General features: G+C 57.4%; 18 protein-coding genes. 9 read left to right on the plus strand and 9 right to left on the minus strand.

Translation table 11 applies throughout. From position 1 onward, the window contains the following. Positions 1-33: 33 nt before the first annotated feature. Positions 34-1,392 carry a glutathione-disulfide reductase gene (gorA, locus tag ACIONG_RS00120; RefSeq protein WP_401295757.1) on the plus strand — a complete coding sequence of 453 codons (1,359 nt, stop codon included), beginning with the start codon at positions 34-36 and terminating at the stop codon, positions 1,390-1,392. Here gorA and ACIONG_RS00125 read toward each other — a convergent pair. After that, complete coding sequence (locus tag ACIONG_RS00125) at positions 1,389-2,405, minus strand: DNA-binding protein (protein WP_401295760.1); 1,017 nt, start codon at positions 2,403-2,405, stop codon at positions 1,389-1,391. The genes gorA and ACIONG_RS00125 overlap by 4 nt on opposite strands. A 177-nt stretch (positions 2,406-2,582) precedes the next feature. Here ACIONG_RS00125 and ACIONG_RS00130 point away from each other — a divergent pair, with 177 nt between their 5' ends. The 3 genes from ACIONG_RS00130 (at position 2,583) to ahpF (ending at position 5,915) form a co-directional block, all read left to right on the plus strand. Beyond that, entirely contained in the window at positions 2,583-3,521 is a 939-nt protein-coding gene (locus ACIONG_RS00130) for a site-specific integrase (RefSeq protein ID WP_401295763.1), read from the plus strand. 137 nt (positions 3,522-3,658) lie between these two features. Beyond that, positions 3,659-4,222 carry an alkyl hydroperoxide reductase subunit C gene (gene ahpC, locus ACIONG_RS00135; protein ID WP_003224621.1) on the plus strand — a complete coding sequence of 188 codons (564 nt, stop codon included), beginning with the start codon at positions 3,659-3,661 and terminating at the stop codon, positions 4,220-4,222. Between the two features lie 130 nt (positions 4,223-4,352). After that, positions 4,353-5,915, plus strand: a complete 1,563-nt coding sequence (gene ahpF / locus ACIONG_RS00140) for an alkyl hydroperoxide reductase subunit F (RefSeq protein ID WP_103307164.1) — start codon at positions 4,353-4,355, stop codon at positions 5,913-5,915. Positions 5,916-6,090: 175 nt separating this feature from the next. Here ahpF and gloA read toward each other — a convergent pair whose 3' ends face one another. Further along, the gene (gene gloA / locus ACIONG_RS00145; RefSeq protein WP_103307162.1) at positions 6,091-6,612 is read right to left on the minus strand and encodes a lactoylglutathione lyase; all 522 of its coding nucleotides are present in this window, start codon (positions 6,610-6,612) and stop codon (positions 6,091-6,093) included. 140 nt (positions 6,613-6,752) lie between these two features. Between gloA and ACIONG_RS00150 the strand changes: the two genes are divergently transcribed. Next, positions 6,753-7,271: a DUF4946 domain-containing protein gene (locus ACIONG_RS00150; RefSeq protein WP_401295767.1), complete on the plus strand. Its 519-nt coding sequence runs from the start codon at positions 6,753-6,755 to the stop codon at positions 7,269-7,271. Positions 7,272-7,489: 218 nt separating this feature from the next. On the opposite strand, the gene ACIONG_RS00155 is transcribed toward ACIONG_RS00150, so the two are convergent. Together ACIONG_RS00155 and ACIONG_RS00160 are read right to left on the minus strand one after the other, a co-directional pair. Further along, on the minus strand, positions 7,490-7,855 hold the full coding sequence (locus ACIONG_RS00155) for a histone-like nucleoid-structuring protein, MvaT/MvaU family (protein WP_103307159.1): 366 nt from the start codon (positions 7,853-7,855) through the stop codon (positions 7,490-7,492). A 236-nt stretch (positions 7,856-8,091) separates the two neighbouring features. Then, on the minus strand, positions 8,092-9,627 hold the full coding sequence (locus ACIONG_RS00160; protein ID WP_401295770.1) for an EAL domain-containing protein: 1,536 nt from the start codon (positions 9,625-9,627) through the stop codon (positions 8,092-8,094). A gap of 458 nt (positions 9,628-10,085) precedes the next feature. Between ACIONG_RS00160 and hppD the strand changes: the two genes are divergently transcribed. Further along, complete coding sequence (gene hppD, locus ACIONG_RS00165) at positions 10,086-11,162, plus strand: 4-hydroxyphenylpyruvate dioxygenase (protein WP_007912211.1); 1,077 nt, start codon at positions 10,086-10,088, stop codon at positions 11,160-11,162. A 94-nt stretch (positions 11,163-11,256) separates the two neighbouring features. Here hppD and rarD read toward each other — a convergent pair whose 3' ends face one another. The 4 genes from rarD to ACIONG_RS00185 form a co-directional block, all read right to left on the minus strand. Further along, positions 11,257-12,138 (minus strand): EamA family transporter RarD, encoded by an 882-nt coding sequence (rarD, locus tag ACIONG_RS00170; protein ID WP_103307156.1) that lies wholly within the window; start codon positions 12,136-12,138, stop codon positions 11,257-11,259. 89 nt (positions 12,139-12,227) lie between these two features. Then, on the minus strand, positions 12,228-14,348 hold the full coding sequence (locus ACIONG_RS00175) for an acyltransferase family protein (RefSeq protein ID WP_401295774.1): 2,121 nt from the start codon (positions 14,346-14,348) through the stop codon (positions 12,228-12,230). Positions 14,349-14,509: 161 nt separating this feature from the next. Continuing rightward, positions 14,510-15,523, minus strand: coding sequence for an aldo/keto reductase (locus ACIONG_RS00180; protein WP_401295776.1), 1,014 nt, complete (start codon positions 15,521-15,523; stop codon positions 14,510-14,512). A 67-nt stretch (positions 15,524-15,590) separates the two neighbouring features. Continuing rightward, a complete protein-coding gene (locus ACIONG_RS00185) occupies positions 15,591-16,490 on the minus strand; it encodes a LysR family transcriptional regulator (RefSeq protein ID WP_401295779.1) in 900 nt (299 codons plus the stop codon). 98 nt (positions 16,491-16,588) lie between these two features. On the opposite strand from ACIONG_RS00185, the gene ACIONG_RS00190 reads away from it, so the two are divergent. Further along, positions 16,589-16,957 carry a hypothetical protein gene (locus ACIONG_RS00190; protein ID WP_401295782.1) on the plus strand — a complete coding sequence of 123 codons (369 nt, stop codon included), beginning with the start codon at positions 16,589-16,591 and terminating at the stop codon, positions 16,955-16,957. 250 nt (positions 16,958-17,207) lie between these two features. Here ACIONG_RS00190 and ACIONG_RS00195 read toward each other — a convergent pair whose 3' ends face one another. After that, a complete protein-coding gene (locus tag ACIONG_RS00195) occupies positions 17,208-18,518 on the minus strand; it encodes an MFS transporter (RefSeq protein WP_401295785.1) in 1,311 nt (436 codons plus the stop codon). A gap of 171 nt (positions 18,519-18,689) precedes the next feature. Here ACIONG_RS00195 and ACIONG_RS00200 point away from each other — a divergent pair, with 171 nt between their 5' ends. Next, positions 18,690-19,808 carry a sugar diacid recognition domain-containing protein gene (locus ACIONG_RS00200; protein WP_401295788.1) on the plus strand — a complete coding sequence of 373 codons (1,119 nt, stop codon included), beginning with the start codon at positions 18,690-18,692 and terminating at the stop codon, positions 19,806-19,808. 57 nt (positions 19,809-19,865) lie between these two features. Beyond that, on the plus strand, positions 19,866-20,003 hold the full coding sequence (locus ACIONG_RS00205) for a hypothetical protein (RefSeq protein ID WP_213028528.1): 138 nt from the start codon (positions 19,866-19,868) through the stop codon (positions 20,001-20,003). The last annotated feature ends 84 nt before the right edge of the window (positions 20,004-20,087 follow it).

Raw genomic sequence — 20,087 nt, forward strand, 5'->3', positions numbered from 1 at the left:
CGGGTATGCTGATCGCCTGCCGAGGAGATAGAAATGGCCTACGATTTTGACCTTTATGTGATTGGTGCCGGTTCCGGCGGTGTGCGGGCTGCACGGTTTGCGGCCGGTTTTGGCGCGAAAGTGGCGGTGGCTGAGAGCCGTTATCTGGGTGGTACTTGTGTCAATGTCGGCTGCGTGCCGAAAAAACTGCTGGTGTACGGCGCGCACTTTGCCGAAGATTTTGAGCAGGCATCCGGTTTCGGCTGGAGCCTGGGCGAAGCCAATTTCGATTGGGCGACGCTGATTGCCAACAAGGATCGCGAGATCAATCGCCTCAACGGCATTTACCGCAACCTGTTGGTCAACAGCGGCGTGACCTTGCATGAAGCGCACGCGAAGATCACGGGCCCGCACGAGGTTGAGGTGAATGGCGAGCGCTTCACCGCGAAAAACATTCTGATCGCCACCGGTGGTTGGCCGCAGATTCCGGAAATTCCGGGGCGCGAGCATGCGATCGGTTCGAACGAAGCGTTTTTCCTGAAAGAACTGCCTAAGCGGGTATTGGTCGTGGGTGGTGGTTACATCGCGGTCGAATTTGCCGGGATCTTCCATGGTCTTGGCGCAAACACCACACTGCTGTATCGCGGTGATTTGTTCTTGCGGGGCTTCGATGGTTCGGTACGCAAGCATTTGCAGGAAGAGCTGACCAAGCGCGGCCTGGATCTGCAGTTCAATGCTGACATCGCGCGAATCGACAAGCAGGCCGATGGCAGTCTGAAAGCCACGCTCAAGGATGGTCGCGTGCTGGAAGCGGATTGCATTTTCTACGCCACCGGTCGCCGTCCGATGCTGGACAATCTGGGGTTGGAAAACACCGATGTGCAGCTCACCGACAAGGGCTTCATCAAAGTCGACGAGCAGTACCAGACCAGCGAGCCATCAATCCTGGCGCTGGGCGATGTGATCGGTCGCGTGCAATTGACGCCAGTGGCTCTCGCCGAAGGCATGGCGGTGGCACGACGCTTGTTCAAACCGGAGCAATATCGTCCGGTGGATTACAAGATGATCCCGACCGCAGTGTTCAGTCTGCCGAACATCGGCACGGTCGGCTTGACCGAAGAGGAAGCGCGCGAAGCCGGCCGCGACGTGGTGATCTTCGAAAGCCGCTTCCGGCCGATGAAGCTGACCCTGACCGAATGTCAGGAAAAAACCCTGATGAAACTGGTAGTCGACGGCAAGACCGATAAAGTCCTCGGTTGCCACATGGTCGGTCCGGATGCCGGCGAAATCGTCCAGGGACTGGCGATTGCGCTGAAGGCTGGCGCGACCAAGCGTGACTTCGACGACACAATCGGAGTGCATCCGACGGCCGCCGAAGAGTTTGTCACCATGCGTACACCGGTCGGCGCTTAAGCGTCTTTCGGTTTGGCCGAGTCTGGCGCTGCCGCGATGGTAGCTGCCAGGCGCTGGCTTTCTTCCAGGCTCGCCTGAGTGTTGCTCAATTCCTTTTTCAGTGACTGATTCAGCAGCGTTTGTTCGTCGACGCTCTGTTTGAGTGTCTGGCTTTCCAGCGTCGCCACGCGCAGCCGTTCCTGGAGGAGGGTGCGTTCGCTATCGACGCGGGCCGCTTGTTCGAGCAGTTGATCCTGACGCTGATTGCTGTGTTTGAGCTGGTCCTGCATCAGGTTCAGTTCGCGCTGGGTGCCACGGTTTTCCGTGAGCAGGCGTTCGTTGTCGCGGTGCAGTTGAGTGATTTCGTCCTGGCGTACCAGTGCACTTTGTTGTGCCTGACGCAGTTCGGCCTGAATCTGCTGCACTTGTGCTTCGTGGCGGCTCTGTTCCTGCTCGCGCTGTTCTTTGGTGGCGTTGCGGTAATGCTCCAGCGCATCGCGGGCATGCAGGTGCTTTTCTTCCAGCGACCGGATCTGCTCGTCCTTGTCCTGCAAGCGCAATTCAAAGTCTGCCAATGCCTGATTCAGACCAGCATTGCGGGTCTGTTCGGTCTGCAGCATCGAACGGGTGTTGCTCAGCGCCTCGGACTCGCGCTCCAGCGCGGCACCTTGAATGTCGTGCTCGTGTTCGAGCTTTTCCAGCGCCTGGCGAGTCTGTTTCAGCTCCAACTCCAGAGCCTCGCGCTGCTCCTCAAACTGTTCACGAGCCTGTTCAATGGGCTCTTGCGCCTGTTCTTTCAAGCGCTGAGCGAGGCGAGAGACGAGGGCGGCCAATTCATCATCGATGGGCTCTGCCGAAGCTTCTATGGGCTGAGCGCCGTCATCCAGCTCCTTCAGATAGCGATGGATCGTGGTTTTCGAGCCGGTATTGCCCATTTCAATGCGTACTGCATCGATGCTCGGGTGTTCGCCGCGGGCGAGGATCGCGGTGCGCGCGATCTGCACCAGGGCTTTGGTAATGCCGCCACGGGCCATGTGAACTCCTACGTTTACGTACTGTGGTACATGCCACTAAAGTACGCAGTGTACCACGCTGAAAATAAAGTTAAATCTTTGATATAAAAGACGCGGGATATACTGGTATTACCCAGTGTCAGGCGGCAAAATGCGCTTCTGCATTCTTGAATCAGTACGCCTGCGAGAAAACTGCCCATGAGCGATCTGGATCGCTATCTGCAAGCCGCCACCCGTGACAACACCCGCCGTAGCTATCGCGCCGCCATCGAGCATTTCGAAGTGAAGTGGGGAGGTTTCCTGCCGGCGACGGCCGATAGCGTCGCGAGGTATCTGGTGGCGCACGCCGGAGAGCTTTCAATCAATACGCTGAAGTTGCGTCTGTCGGCGTTGGCGCAATGGCACAACAGTCAGGGTTTCGCCGATCCGACCAAAGCGCCGGTGGTGCGCAAGGTGTTCAAAGGCATTCGCGCATTGCATCCGGCGCAGGAGAAGCAGGCCGAACCTTTGCAGTTACAGGATCTGCAACGAGTGAATGACTGGCTTGAACATGAAGCGCAAACCGCCAGAGAGCAGCAGGACCGCCCGTTACTGCTCAAGGCTTACCGTGATCGTGCATTGATTCTTCTGGGATTCTGGCGTGGCTTTCGCAGCGATGAGTTGTGTCGTCTGCAAATCGAACACGTGCAAGCGCACGCCGGCAAAGGCATTACTTTGTATTTGCCACGCAGCAAGGGGGATCGGGAAAACCTCGGGCAAACTTATCAAGCCCCGGCGCTGCTCAAACTCTGCCCGGTGCAGGCCTACATCGACTGGATTACCGAAGCGGCACTGGTGCGCGGCCCGGTTTTTCGCAGCATTGACCGCTGGGGCAACCTGAACGAGGAGGGGCTGCACGCCAACAGCATCATCCCGCTGCTGCGCCAGGCGTTGCAGCGCGCCGGCATTGCCGCCGAAAACTACACCAGCCATTCGCTGCGCCGCGGCTTTGCCACCTGGGCGCATCAAAGCGGCTGGGATCTGAAATCGTTGATGAGTTACGTCGGCTGGAAGGACATGAAGTCAGCCATGCGCTATGTTGAAGCCAGCCCCTTTCAAGGGATGGCTCGGATTACGGATAAACCGGCTTCGCCCTAGATATCGTTTTCTTCTATTAATACAGTCAGCTAATAGCGAAAACAAATCAGCAGCATCAGGTTTGCCAATGAGCCATCCGTCGAGTGAGTGGGTAGGATTCACCCCATCAACTTCACAACCCTGACGGAGAGTCATCAATGCCTATCATCAACAGCCAAGTAAAACCGTTCAAAGCTACCGCATTCAAAAACGGCGACTTCGTTCAAGTCTCGGACGCTGACCTGAAAGGCAAGTGGTCGGTCGTGTTCTTCTACCCAGCCGACTTCACCTTCGTTTGCCCAACCGAACTGGAAGACCTGGCTGACAACTACGCTGCCTTCCAGAAACTGGGCGTGGAAATCTACAGCGTTTCCACCGACACCCACTTTGCCCACGCTGCCTGGCACAACACTTCGCCAGCCATCGGCAAAATCGAATACACCATGATCGGCGACCCGACCCACGTCATCTCCCGCAACTTCGACGTACTGATCGAAGAAGCTGGTCTGGCTGACCGTGGCACCTTCGTGATCAACCCTGAAGGTCAGATCAAAATCGTTGAATTGAACGATGGCGGCGTTGGCCGTGACGCTTCCGAGCTGCTGCGCAAGATCAAGGCCGCTCAGTACGTTGCTGCTCACCCAGGCGAAGTTTGCCCAGCCAAGTGGAAAGAAGGCGAGGCCACTCTGGCTCCGTCGCTGGACCTGGTCGGCAAGATCTAAGTCCGTGACACGCAACTCAGGGCGGGACTCCGCACCTACTTAAGTACGCTGCACCGCCCAATAAAAACGCCCGGGCGAGATTCGCTCGGGCGTTTTTTTTCGCCTCAAATTTATTCAGGAGATCGCCCGTATGTTGGACGCCAATCTTAAAGCCCAGTTGAAATCGTACCTGGAACGGGTCACCCAGCCGATCGAGATCGTTGCCTCCCTCGACGACGGTGCGAAATCCCGTGAAATGCTGGAACTGCTGAAAGACGTTGCCAGTCTTTCGAGCCAAATTACCCTGATCGACAGCGGTGATGATGCGCGCAAGCCATCGTTTTCGATCAATCGCCCCGGTGCTGACATCAACCTGCGTTTCGCCGGCATCCCGATGGGGCACGAATTCACCTCCTTGGTGCTGGCCCTGCTGCAAGTCGGTGGCCACCCATCGAAGGCAAGTGTTGAAGTGATCGAGCAGATCCGCTCGCTCAAAGGCGAGTTCAGCTTCGAGACTTACTTCTCGCTGTCGTGCCAGAACTGCCCGGATGTGGTTCAGGCACTGAACCTGATGGCCGTGCTCAACCCGAACATCCGCCACGTCGCCATCGACGGCGCGCTGTTCCAGGACGAAGTCAACGATCGCAAGATCATGGCCGTGCCGAGTATCTACCTCAACGGTGAAAACTTCGGTCAGGGCCGCATGGGCCTTGAAGAAATCCTCGCCAAACTCGACACCGGCGCCATCGAGCGTCAGGCCGAGAAAATCAGCGCTAAAGAAGCGTTTGATGTGCTGGTGGTCGGCGGTGGCCCGGCCGGTGCGTCGGCAGCCATCTACGCGGCGCGTAAAGGCATTCGCACTGGCGTCGCCGCCGAGCGTTTCGGCGGTCAGGTGCTCGACACCATGGCCATCGAGAACTTCATTTCCGTGCAGGAAACCGAAGGCCCGAAACTGGCCACCGCGCTGGAAGAACACGTCAAACAGTACGACGTCGACATCATGAACCTGCAACGCGCCGATAAGCTGATCCCCGGCAAAAATGGCGAGCTGCACGAAGTCCGTTTCGCCAGTGGCGCGACCCTCAAAGCCAAGAGTGTGATTCTGGCGACCGGTGCGCGCTGGCGTGAAATGAACGTGCCGGGCGAACAGGAATACCGCAACAAAGGTGTGGCGTACTGCCCGCATTGCGATGGCCCGTTGTTCAAAGGCAAACGCGTTGCGGTGATCGGCGGCGGCAACTCCGGCGTTGAAGCGGCCATCGACCTGGCCGGTATTGTGTCGCACGTGACGCTGCTGGAGTTCGATGTGCAGTTGCGTGCCGATGCCGTGTTGCAGCGCAAGTTGCACAGTCTGCCGAATGTTACGGTGATCACCAGTGCGCAAACCACTGAAGTCACGGGCAACGGTGAGAAGGTCAACGGCCTGCGTTACAAGGATCGCAACACTGACGAACTGCGTACGGTCGAGCTGGAAGGGATCTTTGTGCAGATCGGTCTGCTGCCTAACACTGACTGGCTCAAAGGCACCATCGAGCTGTCGCCGCGTGGCGAGATCATTGTCGATAACCGTGGCGAGACGTCGATCCCGGGGATCTTCGCGGCCGGCGATGTGACCACCGTGCCGTACAAGCAAATCGTGATCGCAGTGGGCGAGGGCGCCAAGGCTTCGCTGAGTGCTTTCGATCACCTGATCCGCACTTCGGCTCCGGCGTAAGCGTCAGCCGTTGAAATGAAAAACCCGTGAGCGATCACGGGTTTTTTGTGCCTGACACAAATCCAAATGTAGGAGCGAGCCTGCTCGCGAAAGTGGTGTGTCATTCAGCGATCATGTTGGCTGAACGGACGCCTTCGCGAGCAGGCTCGCTCTTACAGGGGGATTGTGCTGTCAGTTACAACGGCGTTGGCTGGATGATTTCGACCCAATAACCATCCGGATCCTTGATAAACGCCAGGCTCTTCATGCGGCCATCGGTCAGGCGCTTCTGGAAGTCGCAGCCCAACTCTTCAAAGCGTGCGCAGGCCGCGACAATATCCGGTACCGAGATGCAGATGTGGCCGAAACCACGCGGATCCGTATTGCCATTGTGATAGGCAAAATCAGCATCGTTTTCCGTGCCGTGGTTATGCGTCAGCTCCAGAATGCCCGGGATCGACTTCATCCACTCGGTGCGGGCAGCGGCATCGGCCGGGATCTGCGCTTTGTCGACCAGGGCGAGGAAGTACAGGCTGAACTCGGCTTCCGGGAAGTCGCGCTTCTCGACCAGCGAGAAGCCCAGTACGCGGGTGTAGAAATCCAGGGACTTGGTGATGTCTTTCACACGCAGCATGGTGTGGTTGAAAACGAAGTTGCGGGTTGCGCTGTCTGGCGTGGCGGTGACGCCGGGGAAAGTGTTCAGTTCGTGCAGGCTCATGGGCCCTCCAATAACTATGGGCGAGTGAATGGGCGCAATGATACGCATGCCTGCCGGCATCGCCAAATGAAAGGGCGGGCTTGCCCTGCGCCCGGGCGGGGGTTCAGACTTTATGACTCAATCCGCGAGTGTGTCCGGCAATGATCCGACTGTGCCAAACCCCGTTAGTTTTCTTTGCTTTGTGGCTTGTCTCGACTGCGGTGCTGGCCGATGCGCCGGGCATCACTTGGCCCGCTGGCTGGGAGGTCGAGGCGTTGCCCGATACGTCTGCACAAGTTTCCAGGCAACGCGCGGTCAAGAACGATGCCGATGGCAATCAGGTCATGGTGATGGAATTGACCATGACCCGGGTCGAAAGTGATCATCAGGTCAACTTGCAAGGCGTGCTGCTGGAGATGCGTAAGTCAATCCAGAAGGACTTTTTTCAGGGCGGCTATCAAAGTGTCTGCAACAAGGTGCACGCAGCGACGCTTGGTTCTTTGCCCGCGCTGGAAACGACTTGTACGGTGACCGAGAATGGCCGGCACGTGTTATCGCAAACGCTCGTAGCGGCAGTCGAGGCGGATAAGGCTTATGTTCTTTCCTATGCCGGTCAGGCCGAGGTGTATAAGGCAAGCGCCGAGGAAATAACGGCGGCTAGAAACAGCTTGAAACTTTAAGCGTCTGTACTCTTCGCGCCCCGGTTAGATACCCGAAGGGATTAAGCACAAAGTTTAAGGTTGGGCTGCAGTCGCAACAGGATGCAGCAAAATGTTTAGGTATCTGGCTCAGAGACGTTACAGAAAAATCGCAACTTGCTCGATGAAATTCATTTCATTTGTTAGATATTGTCAATAAAAAAGCCCTGCATCATGCAGGGCTTCATGTTGGCGAGGGATTAACCGCGCAACCAGGAATCAACGGTAGCGGCACCGTATTGTTCCTTCCAGGCTTTCAGGCCACGGTGGTTGCCGCCCTTGGTCTCGATCAGTTCGCCGGTGTGCGGGTTCTGATAGACCTTGACCACGCGAGCGCGGCGGGTTTTAGGCGCTGCAGACGTTTGCAGAGCGGATTTAGCCGGATTCGGGTCGAGAATGGCGATGATGTCTTTCAGGCCTTTGCCGTAGTTTTTCATCAGCCCCTGGAGCTTTTCTTCGAATTCGATTTCTTTCTTGAGCCCGGCATCGTTCTTCAGCGATTCCAGCTGCTTGAGCTGTTCCTGAAGGGCCTTTTCAGCTGCACGAAATTCAGCGAGTCTGGACAATATCTTTACTCCAATAGTGTATTTGGCTGATACCAACCGCAAACAAAGCTATAAGCCAAGAGCCTTGTAGCGACTCGGTGATAATTGGCTCACCTGCCAATCTTTGCGCAGGCAAGAAAAATTGTAGTTGTTAATGCGTCTGGAGTAAATCCTGAAGTTGTCTTCATGTAACAACAGTGGTCTTTTGTATCAATTTGGTGCGGCTTGCCAGCCGGTCTGCGCTTAATTCCATTTAGTTAATGGTCACTTAATGCACTAATGAAGTCTGCCGCTGGCATGGGTTTGCCGTAGAGATAGCCCTGCAGAAAGTTGACGTTATGCGCGGTCAGATAATCGGCCTGTGCCTGAGTTTCGACACCTTCGGCAACAATGCCCAGATCAAGCTTGGCCGAGAGTTCGATGATGGTGTCCAGAATATGCCGTGAAAGCGCATCGATGCCGATCATGGCGACGAAACTCTGGTCGATCTTGAGGAAATCCACATTGAATTTGCGCAAGTAACCCAGGCTTGAATGGCCGGTACCGAAGTCGTCGATGGCGATCATCACTCCCAGGGCGTGCAGTTGTTCAAACAGTTGCCGAGTCGTGTCGGTCGGCTCGATCAGCTCGCGCTCGGTCAACTCCAGCACGAGATTGATGCTGCCGGGTGCAAAGGCTGCGAGAAACTCACGGCAGTCCTTCACCAGTTCCAGATCCTGGCAATGGTTGGCGGTGATATTGATGCCGATGTGAAAGGGCGTGGTGAAGCTCGATGATTGAGGTCCTAGCAACGCTGCGGTCTGCTGCATCAAGGCGCGGGTCATCGGCACGATCAATCCCGAATGTTCGGCAAACGGAATAAACAGATCCGGGCGCACCAGACCCTCCTTGGGATGATTCCAGCGCATCAAGACCTCGGCGCCCGACCATTTTTTGGTGTCGCCATGAACCACGGGCTGGAAGTATGGAATGAACTCGCCGGCCTCCAGCGCACGGAGCATTTCATGGCTCGGCGAGGTGGAACGCTTTTGCAAGACATGGCCGATCGCGCCCGAAATCACACCAAAAAAGATCAATAAGCTGAACAGCGGCGGGTAGGCGTCGGCCATGTAGCGCCAAGTCTCGCCCTTGGGAAAACCGGCCGATACGCTGAACGCATAGCGCGACGAGTTGAGCATGCTTTGTGCGACTGGCAGGGCGGGCAGGGCACCTTGATGGACTTTGCCATCAGCGGACAGCCAGTTATCGCCCACTTGCAGCAACAGCAGCGTCTGCCGGCCGATCAAGCGCAGCACGTTGCTCAGGTGATAGCCGTCCAGCGTTGTCAGTGCACCGCCGCGACCTTCGCTGAGCCGGTAGACCAGCAGCGCGGTATTTGGGGTTACCGGATTGCCGTTCATCAGCCACAACTTGCCCTGGGTATAGTCGCCCGCGTTAACGGCTTCCTTATAGTCGCCGAACAACGAGCTGCAATAGAGATTGTCGTCCCACACCAGATTGGTCGAACGCACGAAAGGGCGGCGAGTCACTTGCTCGCGCAGCGCCAGTTTGACGTCTTCGCACGTTTGTCCGGCCAGCGGCAACAGCTCCCGGGCGGCTTGCGCGGTGTTATCGAGCATCAACTCGAATTGGCGCAACGCTTCTTCGGCGGTGAGCTGTGAACTCTGCTGGAGCGTGCGTTCGGCCTGCATGTAGAGAATCATGCTGCCCAGTAACACCGGCAGCAGGCCGCTGAGCAGAGTTGCGGTTATGCGGGCGCTGTGTTTGCGGCGGGGTCTGATGGTTAACGGCATGGGCGCATCCTGTCGCGAAAAAGTGTGGCTCTCGAATGCAGCCGGGCACTGGCATGCCGCTGAATAGCAGGCGAGCCAGACGAGATGATAGATGGCGCAAGTGGCTTGCGCTGCTGATCGGCTCATTGAAGCTCTGGACATTGTCAGCGATGCGTGATGAACGGTGTGCAACAAACCCCTTGCACCCTCGCCAGAAAAGCGGATTTTATAGAGAGGGCAGACAACCCTATTTACGCTGTGTAGAATCGGGTTACGCATACAATAATAATCGTCTTCTGGCAGCAGAAGCCTCGCCCGCAAGAGCCTTGGGTCGACAATGAAGATATTCGGGTTTCAACTGATCTACGGTGACTTCCTCGCCCGCAGTGTGCGCGGCATCTCCTGTGCGCCACCCTCCGGTCTCAGCATTTACTGACAAATAACCCTGGTTAATTGATAAGAAATGATGAGGCGCCACCATGGCAGATTTATACGAAAACCCAATGGGCCTGATGGGCTTTGAATTCATCGAGCTCGCTTCGCCGGTCCCTGGCACCCTGGAGCCGATCTTCGAGATCATGGGCTTCACCAAAGTCGCGACCCACCGCTCCAAGAACGTGCACCTGTATCGTCAGGGCGCGATCAACCTGATCCTCAACAATGAACCGAACAGCGTCGCTTCGTACTTCGCGGCCGAGCACGGCCCGTCGGTGTGCGGCATGGCGTTCCGGGTCAAGGATTCGCAAAAGGCCTATAACCGCGCACTGGAACTCGGCGCCCAGCCGATTCACATCGAAACCGGTCCAATGGAACTGAATCTGCCGGCGATCAAAGGCATTGGCGGCGCGCCGCTGTACCTGATCGACCGTTTCGGCGAAGGCAGCTCGATCTATGACATCGACTTCGTGTTTATCGAAGGCGTTGACCGCAATCCGGTCGGTGCCGGCCTGAAGATCATCGACCACCTGACACACAACGTGTATCGCGGTCGCATGGCCTACTGGGCGAACTTCTACGAGAAGCTGTTCAACTTCCGCGAGATCCGTTACTTCGACATCAAGGGCGAGTACACCGGCCTGACCTCGAAAGCCATGACCGCACCGGACGGCATGATCCGCATCCCGTTGAACGAAGAGTCGTCCAAAGGCGCGGGCCAGATCGAAGAGTTCCTGATGCAGTTCAACGGTGAGGGCATCCAGCACGTTGCGTTCCTCACTGATGACCTGATCAAGACCTGGGATCAACTGAAGAAAATCGGCATGCGCTTCATGACCGCGCCGCCGGACACCTACTACGAAATGCTCGAAGGCCGCCTGCCAAACCATGGCGAGCCGGTTGATCAACTGCAATCGCGCGGCATCCTGCTCGATGGCGCTTCGGAGCAGGGCGACAAGCGTCTGCTGTTGCAGATCTTCTCGGAAACCCTGATGGGCCCGGTATTCTTCGAATTCATCCAGCGCAAAGGCGACGATGGTTTCGGCGAGGGCAACTTCAAGGCACTGTTCGAGTCGATCGAGCGTGACCAGGTGCGCCGTGGTGTGCTTGCCACCGAGTAATCCGCAACAGAAATGAAAAATCCCGGCCTGCAGTGATGCAGCGCCGGGATTTTTTTGCTTCACACAAACTCCCATATTTTGAGCCGTGCAAGGCTTAAGGCCGGCGTTGGCGCATCAAATGTTTAAACCCTTCAAACACCAACACCACTACAGCCAGCCAGATCGGAATGTAGGTCAGCCATTCTCCGGACTTGATGCTCTCACCGAGCAACAACGCCACACCGAGCAGCAACACCGGCTCAACATAACTCAACAAACCAAACAGACTGAACGGCAGCAAGCGGCTGGCAATGATGTAAACCACCAGCGCCGAGGCACTGATCAGACCGAGCAGCGGGATCAGCCACATCAGCCCGGGGTATTGATCGAACACGCCGAAGCCTTGCTCGCCACCGTGCACAAACCAGTAGGCGATCGGCAGCATCAAGGTCATGTCGACCCACAGGCCGCCGAGGTGGTCGGTCTTCAGATATTTGCGCAGCACGAAATACAACGGATAGCCGATCACGACCACCAGGGTCGCCCAGGAAAACCCGCCCACCTGATACAGCTCGTTCAACACGCCCAGACTTGCGAAGAACACCGCGACCTTTTGCAGGTACGACAGGCTTTCGCCGTAGGCAATGCGACCGGTCAGCACCATGGCCAGCGGCAACAGGAAGTAGCCCAGCGATACATCGAGACTGTAACCGTTGAGCGGCGCCCACATGAACAGCCACAACTGCACGCCGAGCAAGGCTGCCGAGACGATCAATCCGCCGATCAATTTCGGCTTCGCCACCATCAGACGCACCAGCTCCAGCACCCGCCGCCATTCACCGGATACCAGCATGAACACGGTCATGCACGGCACAGTCAGCAGCATCCGCCAGCCAAAGATTTCCACGCCGCTCAACGGGGTGAGCAGCGAGGTGTAGTAATACATGACGGCAAACAGCACCGAGGCTGAGACCGATAAAGCGATACCTTTAGACAAACTGTCCTCGCGGGTGGGTGATCAAACGGGGCGCGAAGGATACGTGGTTTTTGTGCTGAATATTGTTCGGATGCTCATTATTTACAACATCACTGAGTGCCTTTCAACGGATTGCCGAAACGCTTGAGGTACATTTCGCCAAGCTTATAAGAGGCATAGTCGGTTACGTGACCAATGTCACGATAGACCGGCAATCCGTCGATGGTTGTTACACAAGTGCCGTCCTCGCATTGCACTCCTTTCGGGTCAATCAGGATCAACGTGGGATATTCCGCCTGCAGATTGCTGAACAACTTCGCCAATACCGGGTCTTCACTGCCCGACCATGTCGACGAGGCGCAAAGACTGCTTTGTTCGGCACTGCCCATCCAGCCCCGCAACTTCACCTGTCTCAACAGGCATTCATTGATACCCGCCGGCATTGGCAGCGTGTTCATCAGGAAGATGGGGGTGGCGCCCGACGCTACAATGATATCCAGGGCATCGCGGATTGCTGCGCCAAGGCGTTGTTGGGATAGTTCCAGGCTGCGCGGATCATCCACTTCAGTGACGATATCCGCGCTGAGATAGGCCTCCCAAAATTGACCAATGATTACATATTGAAAATGGCTCTTCGTGATGAGGTCGTAGTAGCGCTGTGTTGCGTCGTGGCATTTTTGATACAGCCCGTTTTTATATTTTTTCGAGTCGTAGAGAAAGACCTTGGGCAACGCCAGACATGCCGGATAACCCTGTGAGAGCACCGAAAGGTTGGCGTCTTTGGCCAGCGTTTCAACAAACCCCCAGTAGTGGTTCGAAAATGAATCGCCCAAAAGAAAGGCTTTTGCGGTTGGCTGCACAGCGCCCATTACACAGCCTGGATCAGCTTCATCACTCACACCCAGGCATTTCTCCCGGTGGACGGGTACAGAAGCTTTCAAACCACTGAAGACGTAACTCGAATCCTCGCCAAATCGCTCAGGCCATCCCTCGTGCTTCTTGGCGTTAGAGTGAAGTAGCGACAGTCCGACCGCGGGCAGAATCATCAGCAGCACCAGGGTTTTGGTAAAGCCGGTCCTTGCCTTGCGAAATCTGTTTTCGATCAATACGAAGCAACCCCAGGCAGCCACAAAAGTGACAGCGAAGTAGACGACCTTCACCATCGGGGTGAGGGGTATGCCCATGTAACTGATGACGGCGAGGATCGGCCAATGCCACAAATACAAGGAGTAGGAGAGAGTGCCGACAAATACCAACGGTTTCAGCGCCAGTAGTCTTGAGGTGATGCTGGCATCGCCTATCCCGCGACAAAGCAGGGCAGCTGTGGCGATACACACCGCGATGGCGTAGTAGTTCGGAAAACCGGCGAGGATGTTTTCGCGAGTGGCGCAGTAGGCAATCGTGGCCAGCGACAACAGGCAAATCAGAGAGGCGCTCAGGCGATCAAGCTTGAACTTGTCCGTGCTGAAGATGACGGCGCAGGAGCCGATCATCAATTCGAAAACTCGAGCGGCGAAGAAGTAGTAATTTTTATCGGCAAGCGTTTCCGACAGATATGACGCGAGTGCGATGGCAGCCACGGTCAGGCCGAGGACGCTCGCCTTGAAAGCCTGTTTCGCCACATGGCGATGGAGCAACCATAGGCCCAGCGGCAGGACCAGATACCACTGCCATTCGATTGCCAGCGACCAGGTGTGCAGCAGAGGCAAGCTCGCCGCATCGGGCGTGGCGTACCCGGATGTCGCATTGGCAAAGTACTGGTTTGAGAGAAGTAAAGACGTGTACTTGGCACTTTTCAGAAAGTCGACATAGTCATCGGGCAAGTACAGCAACGTTGTGATGATCAGCGTTGCTATCAACAACGCAATTATCGCCGGTTGTAATCGCCAGATACGTCGGGTGTAAAACCCGGTGAAGCTGAACGTGCCGTTATCCAGCGATTTCATGATGATCGAGGTCGTCAGATACCCCGAGATGACAAAGAAAATATCGACGCCAATAAAACCGGAAGGGAATAACGAAAAACCACCGTGAAAAATCAACACCAGCAGAACGGCAATTGCCCGAAGTCCGTCAACATCCGCGCGGTATTCAATGGCAGGTGCGCCATATCCGCGAGCCGGAATCGCAGTGGCTAAAGGGTGTTGGCCCAAGCCCTTTTTATCGCCGAGTATGTTGAACCACATCGCGCGCAAAGGCTTCCACGCGAACTCCAGAGTGCGACTGAGCATTTATCTATCCTTGGCCTTGATCGAGTGTTCAACCGGTGGCTCACGGCTGATCGCACTCTTGTCCATTCAAGCGGCTGATTACAGGGGCTGAAGCAATATCGCCAGGCTTCTTCCATTCGAGGCCCTCTCATTCGCAAGAGGGCTGTGCGCAGGAGGAAACATCAGGCCCGATGGGGTTTGCGACCCGACACAAAATGGCTTACATCGTTGAAGCCCGGCGTCGAGGCATGCCCCGGCGTGACCAGCGAATCAATAAACGCCTCATCCTCCGCCGTGATCTTCACTGCCTGCGCCTTGGTATACGCATCCCACTGCGCCTCGGTGCGCGGCCCGACAATCGCCGAAGTCACGGCGCTGTTGTTCAGCACCCAAGCAATCGCAAACTCGACAATGCCAACGCCTCGTCCCTCGGTGTATTGCTGGATCTGCTGGGCGATGCGCAGCGATTCTACGCGCCATTCGGTTTCCAGAATGCGCTTGTCTTGACGCCCGGCGCGGCTGTTGGCGTCCGGTGTCACGTCCGGTACGTACTTGCCACTCAGCACGCCACGGGCCAGCGGGCTGTAAGGCACGACGCCCAGGCCATAAGTCTGCGCAGCGGTAATCTGCTCGGTTTCGGCCTGACGGTTGACGATGTTGTACAGCGGCTGGCTGATCACCGGGCGATCGACACCCAGTTGGTCGGCAATACGAATCACCTCGGCAATCCGCCAACCGCGGTAGTTCGACAGTCCCCAATAACGAATCTTGCCCTGACGGATCAGGTCACCGATCGCCGACACCGTGACTTCCAGCGGCGTGTTGTGGTCTTCGCGGTGCAGGTAATAGATGTCGAGATAGTCGGTGCCCAAACGGGTCAGGCTGGCATCGAGGCCATTGAAGATGTGTTTACGGCTCAAACCGCTGCGGTTCGGCACACCGTCCACCGGGCCGAAACCGACCTTGGTCGCCAGCACCCATTCATGACGATTACCGGCAATCGCTTCGCCGACGATCTCTTCAGAGCGGCCATTGGTGTAGACGTCGGCGGTGTCGATGAAGTTGATGCCTTGATCCCAGGCCTTGTCGATGATGCGCAGCGATTCCTCGGTGCTGGTCTGTTCGCCAAACATCATCGTGCCGAGTGTCAGGGTGGACACCTGCAACCCTGAGTGACCCAGTGTGCGATAGCTCATGCCGAAATCCTTTTGCCTGTGGGAAACCCTGATCAAATACCAGAAGCGTGCGACGTGGCAAAGTGAATTATCGGCTCAACGCCTGGCAGCGCTCCTGCAAAAACGCCTGCAATACCTTGACCCGCTCCGACACTTGCACCCGATGCGGGCAAAACAGGTTGAACGGCGCATGCTCACCTCGCCAGTCATCAAACAGTGTCACCAGGCGTCCGGCGCGCACGTCTTCGGCAACGTCGAGCCAGACCTTGTAGGCGATGCCATGCCCGGCCAACGCCCAGCGGCGGGCCACTTCGCCGTCGTCGCTGAGGTAGTCGCCGTGGACTTCAACTTCCAGCACCTCATCCGCACGACTGAACTGCCAGGTGTTGTATGGCCGACCGTTGCGCAGATAGAGCAGGGCGCTGTGTTCGCACAATTCGGCGGGGTGTCGGGGGGTGCCATGCCGTGCCAGATAGTCTGCACTGGCGCAGGCCACGCGGCGGTGTTGCGGCAGAATCGGTAATGCCACCAGTGTCGAATCGCTCGGCACTCCGAAGCGCAGTGCCACGTCCACGGTCTCGCGAAACAGATCGGAATGGCGGTCGTTGAGCAGCAATTGCAATTGGATGTTCGGGTGTTCGCGCTTGAACTCGTCCAGCCACGGCAGCAACACATTGCGTCCGAAATCCGACGGTGCCGCCAGTTGCAGCACGCCGCTAAGGCCTTCGGTCTGCTGCTTGAGCGCCTGCTCGCCATCGGCCAGTGTGGCCAGCGCCAAGCGCACGCTTTCCAGATAGCGCCGACCTTCTTCGGTCAACCGCATGCTGCGGGTGGAGCGGGCGAGCAGGCGGATACCAAGTCGGGTTTCCAGACGCTTCAGGGCAATGCTGGCGGCGGCCGGCGTCAGTTCCAGGGCGCGGGCAGCGGCGGAAATGCTCCCGGAGTCGGCCACGCGGACGAAGATCTCCAGATCGAGAATCGAGCTCATTGGTAAAAATCCTTTAAAGATCTTTGCGTTTTAGCGGGATTTTTCCGTGATTGGCAAGGGTAGACACTGCAATCAATGAATTACCACGGGAGATACGCATGACCTGGACATTCGATCATCTGGCGTTCAACACCGCTGACGGCCAGAGTTTGCAGGACAATTTCGCGGCGTTGCTCGGGCTCACGCCGGGCCGTCGGCCGCCGTTTCCGTTTCCCGGACGCTGGCTGTATCAGGATGCGCACGCGCTGGTGCATGTGATCGAGCAGCCGCTGCCGGAAAACACTGAATTGAGCCACATTGCTTTTCGTACCGATGAGTTGGCCGAAACAGTGTTGCGGCGGGTGCGCGAAAGTGGTTTGCCGTACCAGTTGGCACAGGTGCCGGGTGAGGGGATCGCGCAGATTTTCGTGCAAATGCCGGGTGGTCTGGTGATTGAACTGGATGCCAAAGTACAGCCCTCACCCTAACCCTCTCCCAGAGGGAGAGGGGACTGACCGAAGTGTTTGAGCGAGGTACGCCGACGTGCAATACCGAGTCGAACGCAGGTCTTGAAAAGCCCGCAGATCGGCTCCCTTTCCCCCTCGCCCCCTTGGGGGCGGTCCGACGTTTCGGGAGGGCTGGGGTGAGGGGGAAAAGATCCTCAGAACACCACAAAAAACCAAGCCGAAACCCCAATAAAAAACGGCCCTGAAAAGGGCCGCTCTTCCTTGCATCAACTCAAGCCCGCAATGTCCGCGTCATGCGCAACGCCAGCAAGCTGCCGCCGACAATCACCCCGGCCAGCAGGTACAACGCCGCATCGGTCGAACCGGTGCTGTCCTTGACCCAACCCACCAGGTACGGGCTAAGGAACCCGGCCATCTGCCCCATCGAGTTGATCAGCGCCAGACCACCGGCGGCAGCGCCTGCACTCAACATGGCGGTCGGCACTGGCCAGAACATCGGCAGACCGGTCAGCGCCCCCATGGTTGCAAGGGTCAGACCGAGAATGGCAATCGCCGGATTGGCCGCGAAATTCACCGCGATGATCAGGCCGATCGCACCCATCAGCATCGGCACCACCAGATGCCAGCGCCGCTCTTTGCGCAGGTCCGCCGAGCGCCCGACCAGCAGCATGAACACCGCCGCCAGCAGATACGGAATGGCGCTCAACCAGCCGATCACCAGGTTGTCGCTGAAGCCGAGGTTCTTGATGATCGACGGCAGCCAGAAATTGATCGCGTACACGCCACTCTGGATGCAGAAATAAATCAGGCCAAACGCCCAGATCGCCGGGTTCTTGAACACCGCAATCAGCGAGTCGGAAGTGGCTTTCGGCTTGTTCGCCAAGTCTTCGGCCTGATCGGCCTCCAGAACCGCGCGTTCATGCGGGGTCAGCCATTTGGCATTGGCGAAGTTGTCGCTGAGCAGGAAATACGCCAGTGCGCCCAAGACAACGGTCGGAATACCTTGTAGCAAAAACATCCATTGCCAGCCGGCGAGGCCGCCCTGGCCCGCAGCGAAGTGATTGAGAATCCACCCGGAAAACGGGCTGCCGAGCAAACCCGAGACCGGGATCGCCGACATGAACAGCGCCATGATCCGGCCACGGCGGAACGTCGGGAACCACTGCGAGAGATAGAGCACGACGCCCGGGAAGAATCCGGCTTCGGCCGCACCGGTAAACAGGCGCAGGGTGTAGAACTCGGTCGGCGTGGTGACGAACAACAGGCAGGTCGACAGCGTGCCCCAAGTGATCATCATCACGGCAATCCAGCGCCGTGGACCGAACTTGGTCAACGCCAGGTTGCTCGGTACGCCGCACAGCACGTAGCCGATGAAGAAAATACCGGCCCCGAGGCCGTAGACGGTTTCGCTGAATTTCAGCGCATCAAGCATCTGCAGTTTGGCGAATCCAACGTTGACCCGGTCGAGGTAGTTGAACAGGTAGCAGATGAAGATGAAGGGGATTAAACGCAGGGTGATGCGTTTATAAACGGCGTTTTTATCGTCTTCGATGGTCTGGGTAGCTGCGGCGCTCTGCGACATAGCGGCTCTCTCTTTATTATGATTTTTTGCGATGCAAAGGGTAACGTTGATCGCCCTGAGAGTCTCGGCCACCTTTGGCCGGATTGTCTTTGTGCCTGAGCACAGGGTTTTGCGCCAAGCCCTGTGCGGGTGAACAACCGTCCGTGCCTGTCTATAAGGATTTTCTCCGTTATGTTCGAACTCGATCACGACCTCGCGCAGGACATCGTCGACCGGGCCATGGCCATTTTGCCGTACAACGTCAACGTCATGGACAGCCAGGGGCTGATCCTCGGCAGCGGCGAACCGGAGCGCATCAACACTCGCCACGAAGGCGCGCAACTGGTGCTGGCCAACGGGCGGGTCGTGGAGATAGACGGGCCGACCGCCCAGCACCTGAAAGGCGTGCAGCCCGGGATCAACCTGCCACTGCTGCTCGATCAGCGTTTGATCGGCGTACTCGGTATTACCGGCGAGCCGGAACAACTGCGCACTTACGCCGAACTGGTGCGGATGACGGCGGAGATGTTGGTCGGCCAGCGCAATCAGCAAGCCGAACAGCAATGGCGACGGCAGCGTTGCGATGACTTGCTGGCGTTGCTGTTGAGTGAAACGGGGGACTCGCCACGTTTGCTCGATGAAGCGCAGCAACTCGGGCTCAAGCCGCAAATGACCCGAGTGCCGTATCTGTTCGAATTGGGGCCCGAACACGGGCCGGGGCAAACCGTCGATGCCCTGAGTGCCTGGCTGACGTCGCGCTTCCCGGACAGTTGGTGCGTGACGTCGGCGAAGTCGTCGTTGCTGTGGTGCCGGCCGGCGAGTCTGACCATCGAACATGATCGGTTGCTGGAAAAGCTCGACGCCTTGGGCTGGAACATTCTGCGCATCGCCGCGGGCGGGCAGGCGGATGGGCTGGCCGGATTGCGTCGGTGTTATCGGCGCGTGGCGGATTTGCTCGCCTATGGCCGCGAAGTGTTGCCGCACTCGCGTTTGCTGATCCTCAATCGCTACCGCTTGCCGGTGATGTTGTGGCGTCATCGCAACGATGATGCGCTGGACGAATTGCTCAAACCGCTGCGCAAAGTGATCGCCAAGGACGGCAACGGCCAGTTGCTGGCGACGCTGCGCAGTTGGTGTGACCACGATGGACAGAGTCAGGCGTGTGCTGATGCGCTGGGGATTCACCGCAACAGCCTGCGTTACCGGATGGAGCGGATTGCCGAGATCAGCGGGGTTGATCCGTTACGGCTGGAGGGGATGTTGGCCCTCTACCTTGGCGTGCAACTGCTACCGCAGACTGATCCGAATTAAGCGGGTGATGTCACTGACGCCATCGCTGGCAAGCCAGCTCCCACAGGGGTTTATGTGTTGCCCTCGATGCTGGGCACGCCTTTGAACCTGTGGGAGCGGATTGCCGAGATCAGCGGTGTTGATCCGTTACGGCTGGAGGGGATGTTGGCCCTCTACCTTGGCGTGCAACTGCTACCGCAGACTGACCCGAATTAAGCGGGTGATGTCACTGACGCCATCGCTGGCAAGCCAGCTCCCACAGGGGTTTATGTGTGCCCTCGATGCTGGGCACGCCTTTGA

This window comes from Pseudomonas sp. NPDC087817 (assembly GCF_044742875.1).
GTDB lineage: Bacteria > Pseudomonadota > Gammaproteobacteria > Pseudomonadales > Pseudomonadaceae > Aquipseudomonas.

What these genes read in the sequence shown, in the direction of transcription:
- ACIONG_RS00175 (WP_401295774.1), bottom strand. Translation starts at nt 14,348, where the DNA reads ATGCTCAGTCGCACTCTGGAGTTCGCGTGGAAGCCTTTGCGCGCGATG.
- ACIONG_RS00180 (WP_401295776.1), bottom strand. Translation starts at nt 15,523, where the DNA reads ATGAGCTATCGCACACTGGGTCACTCAGGGTTGCAGGTGTCCACCCTG.
- gloA (WP_103307162.1), bottom strand. Translation starts at nt 6,612, where the DNA reads ATGAGCCTGCACGAACTGAACACTTTCCCCGGCGTCACCGCCACGCCA.
- hppD (WP_007912211.1), top strand. Translation starts at nt 10,086, where the DNA reads ATGGCAGATTTATACGAAAACCCAATGGGCCTGATGGGCTTTGAATTC.
- ACIONG_RS00130 (WP_401295763.1), top strand. Translation starts at nt 2,583, where the DNA reads ATGAGCGATCTGGATCGCTATCTGCAAGCCGCCACCCGTGACAACACC.
- ACIONG_RS00125 (WP_401295760.1), bottom strand. Translation starts at nt 2,405, where the DNA reads ATGGCCCGTGGCGGCATTACCAAAGCCCTGGTGCAGATCGCGCGCACC.
- ACIONG_RS00160 (WP_401295770.1), bottom strand. Translation starts at nt 9,627, where the DNA reads ATGCCGTTAACCATCAGACCCCGCCGCAAACACAGCGCCCGCATAACC.
- ahpF (WP_103307164.1), top strand. Translation starts at nt 4,353, where the DNA reads ATGTTGGACGCCAATCTTAAAGCCCAGTTGAAATCGTACCTGGAACGG.
- ACIONG_RS00200 (WP_401295788.1), top strand. Translation starts at nt 18,690, where the DNA reads ATGTTCGAACTCGATCACGACCTCGCGCAGGACATCGTCGACCGGGCC.
- ACIONG_RS00190 (WP_401295782.1), top strand. Translation starts at nt 16,589, where the DNA reads ATGACCTGGACATTCGATCATCTGGCGTTCAACACCGCTGACGGCCAG.
- ahpC (WP_003224621.1), top strand. Translation starts at nt 3,659, where the DNA reads ATGCCTATCATCAACAGCCAAGTAAAACCGTTCAAAGCTACCGCATTC.
- ACIONG_RS00185 (WP_401295779.1), bottom strand. Translation starts at nt 16,490, where the DNA reads ATGAGCTCGATTCTCGATCTGGAGATCTTCGTCCGCGTGGCCGACTCC.
- gorA (WP_401295757.1), top strand. Translation starts at nt 34, where the DNA reads ATGGCCTACGATTTTGACCTTTATGTGATTGGTGCCGGTTCCGGCGGT.
- ACIONG_RS00150 (WP_401295767.1), top strand. Translation starts at nt 6,753, where the DNA reads ATGATCCGACTGTGCCAAACCCCGTTAGTTTTCTTTGCTTTGTGGCTT.
- ACIONG_RS00195 (WP_401295785.1), bottom strand. Translation starts at nt 18,518, where the DNA reads ATGTCGCAGAGCGCCGCAGCTACCCAGACCATCGAAGACGATAAAAAC.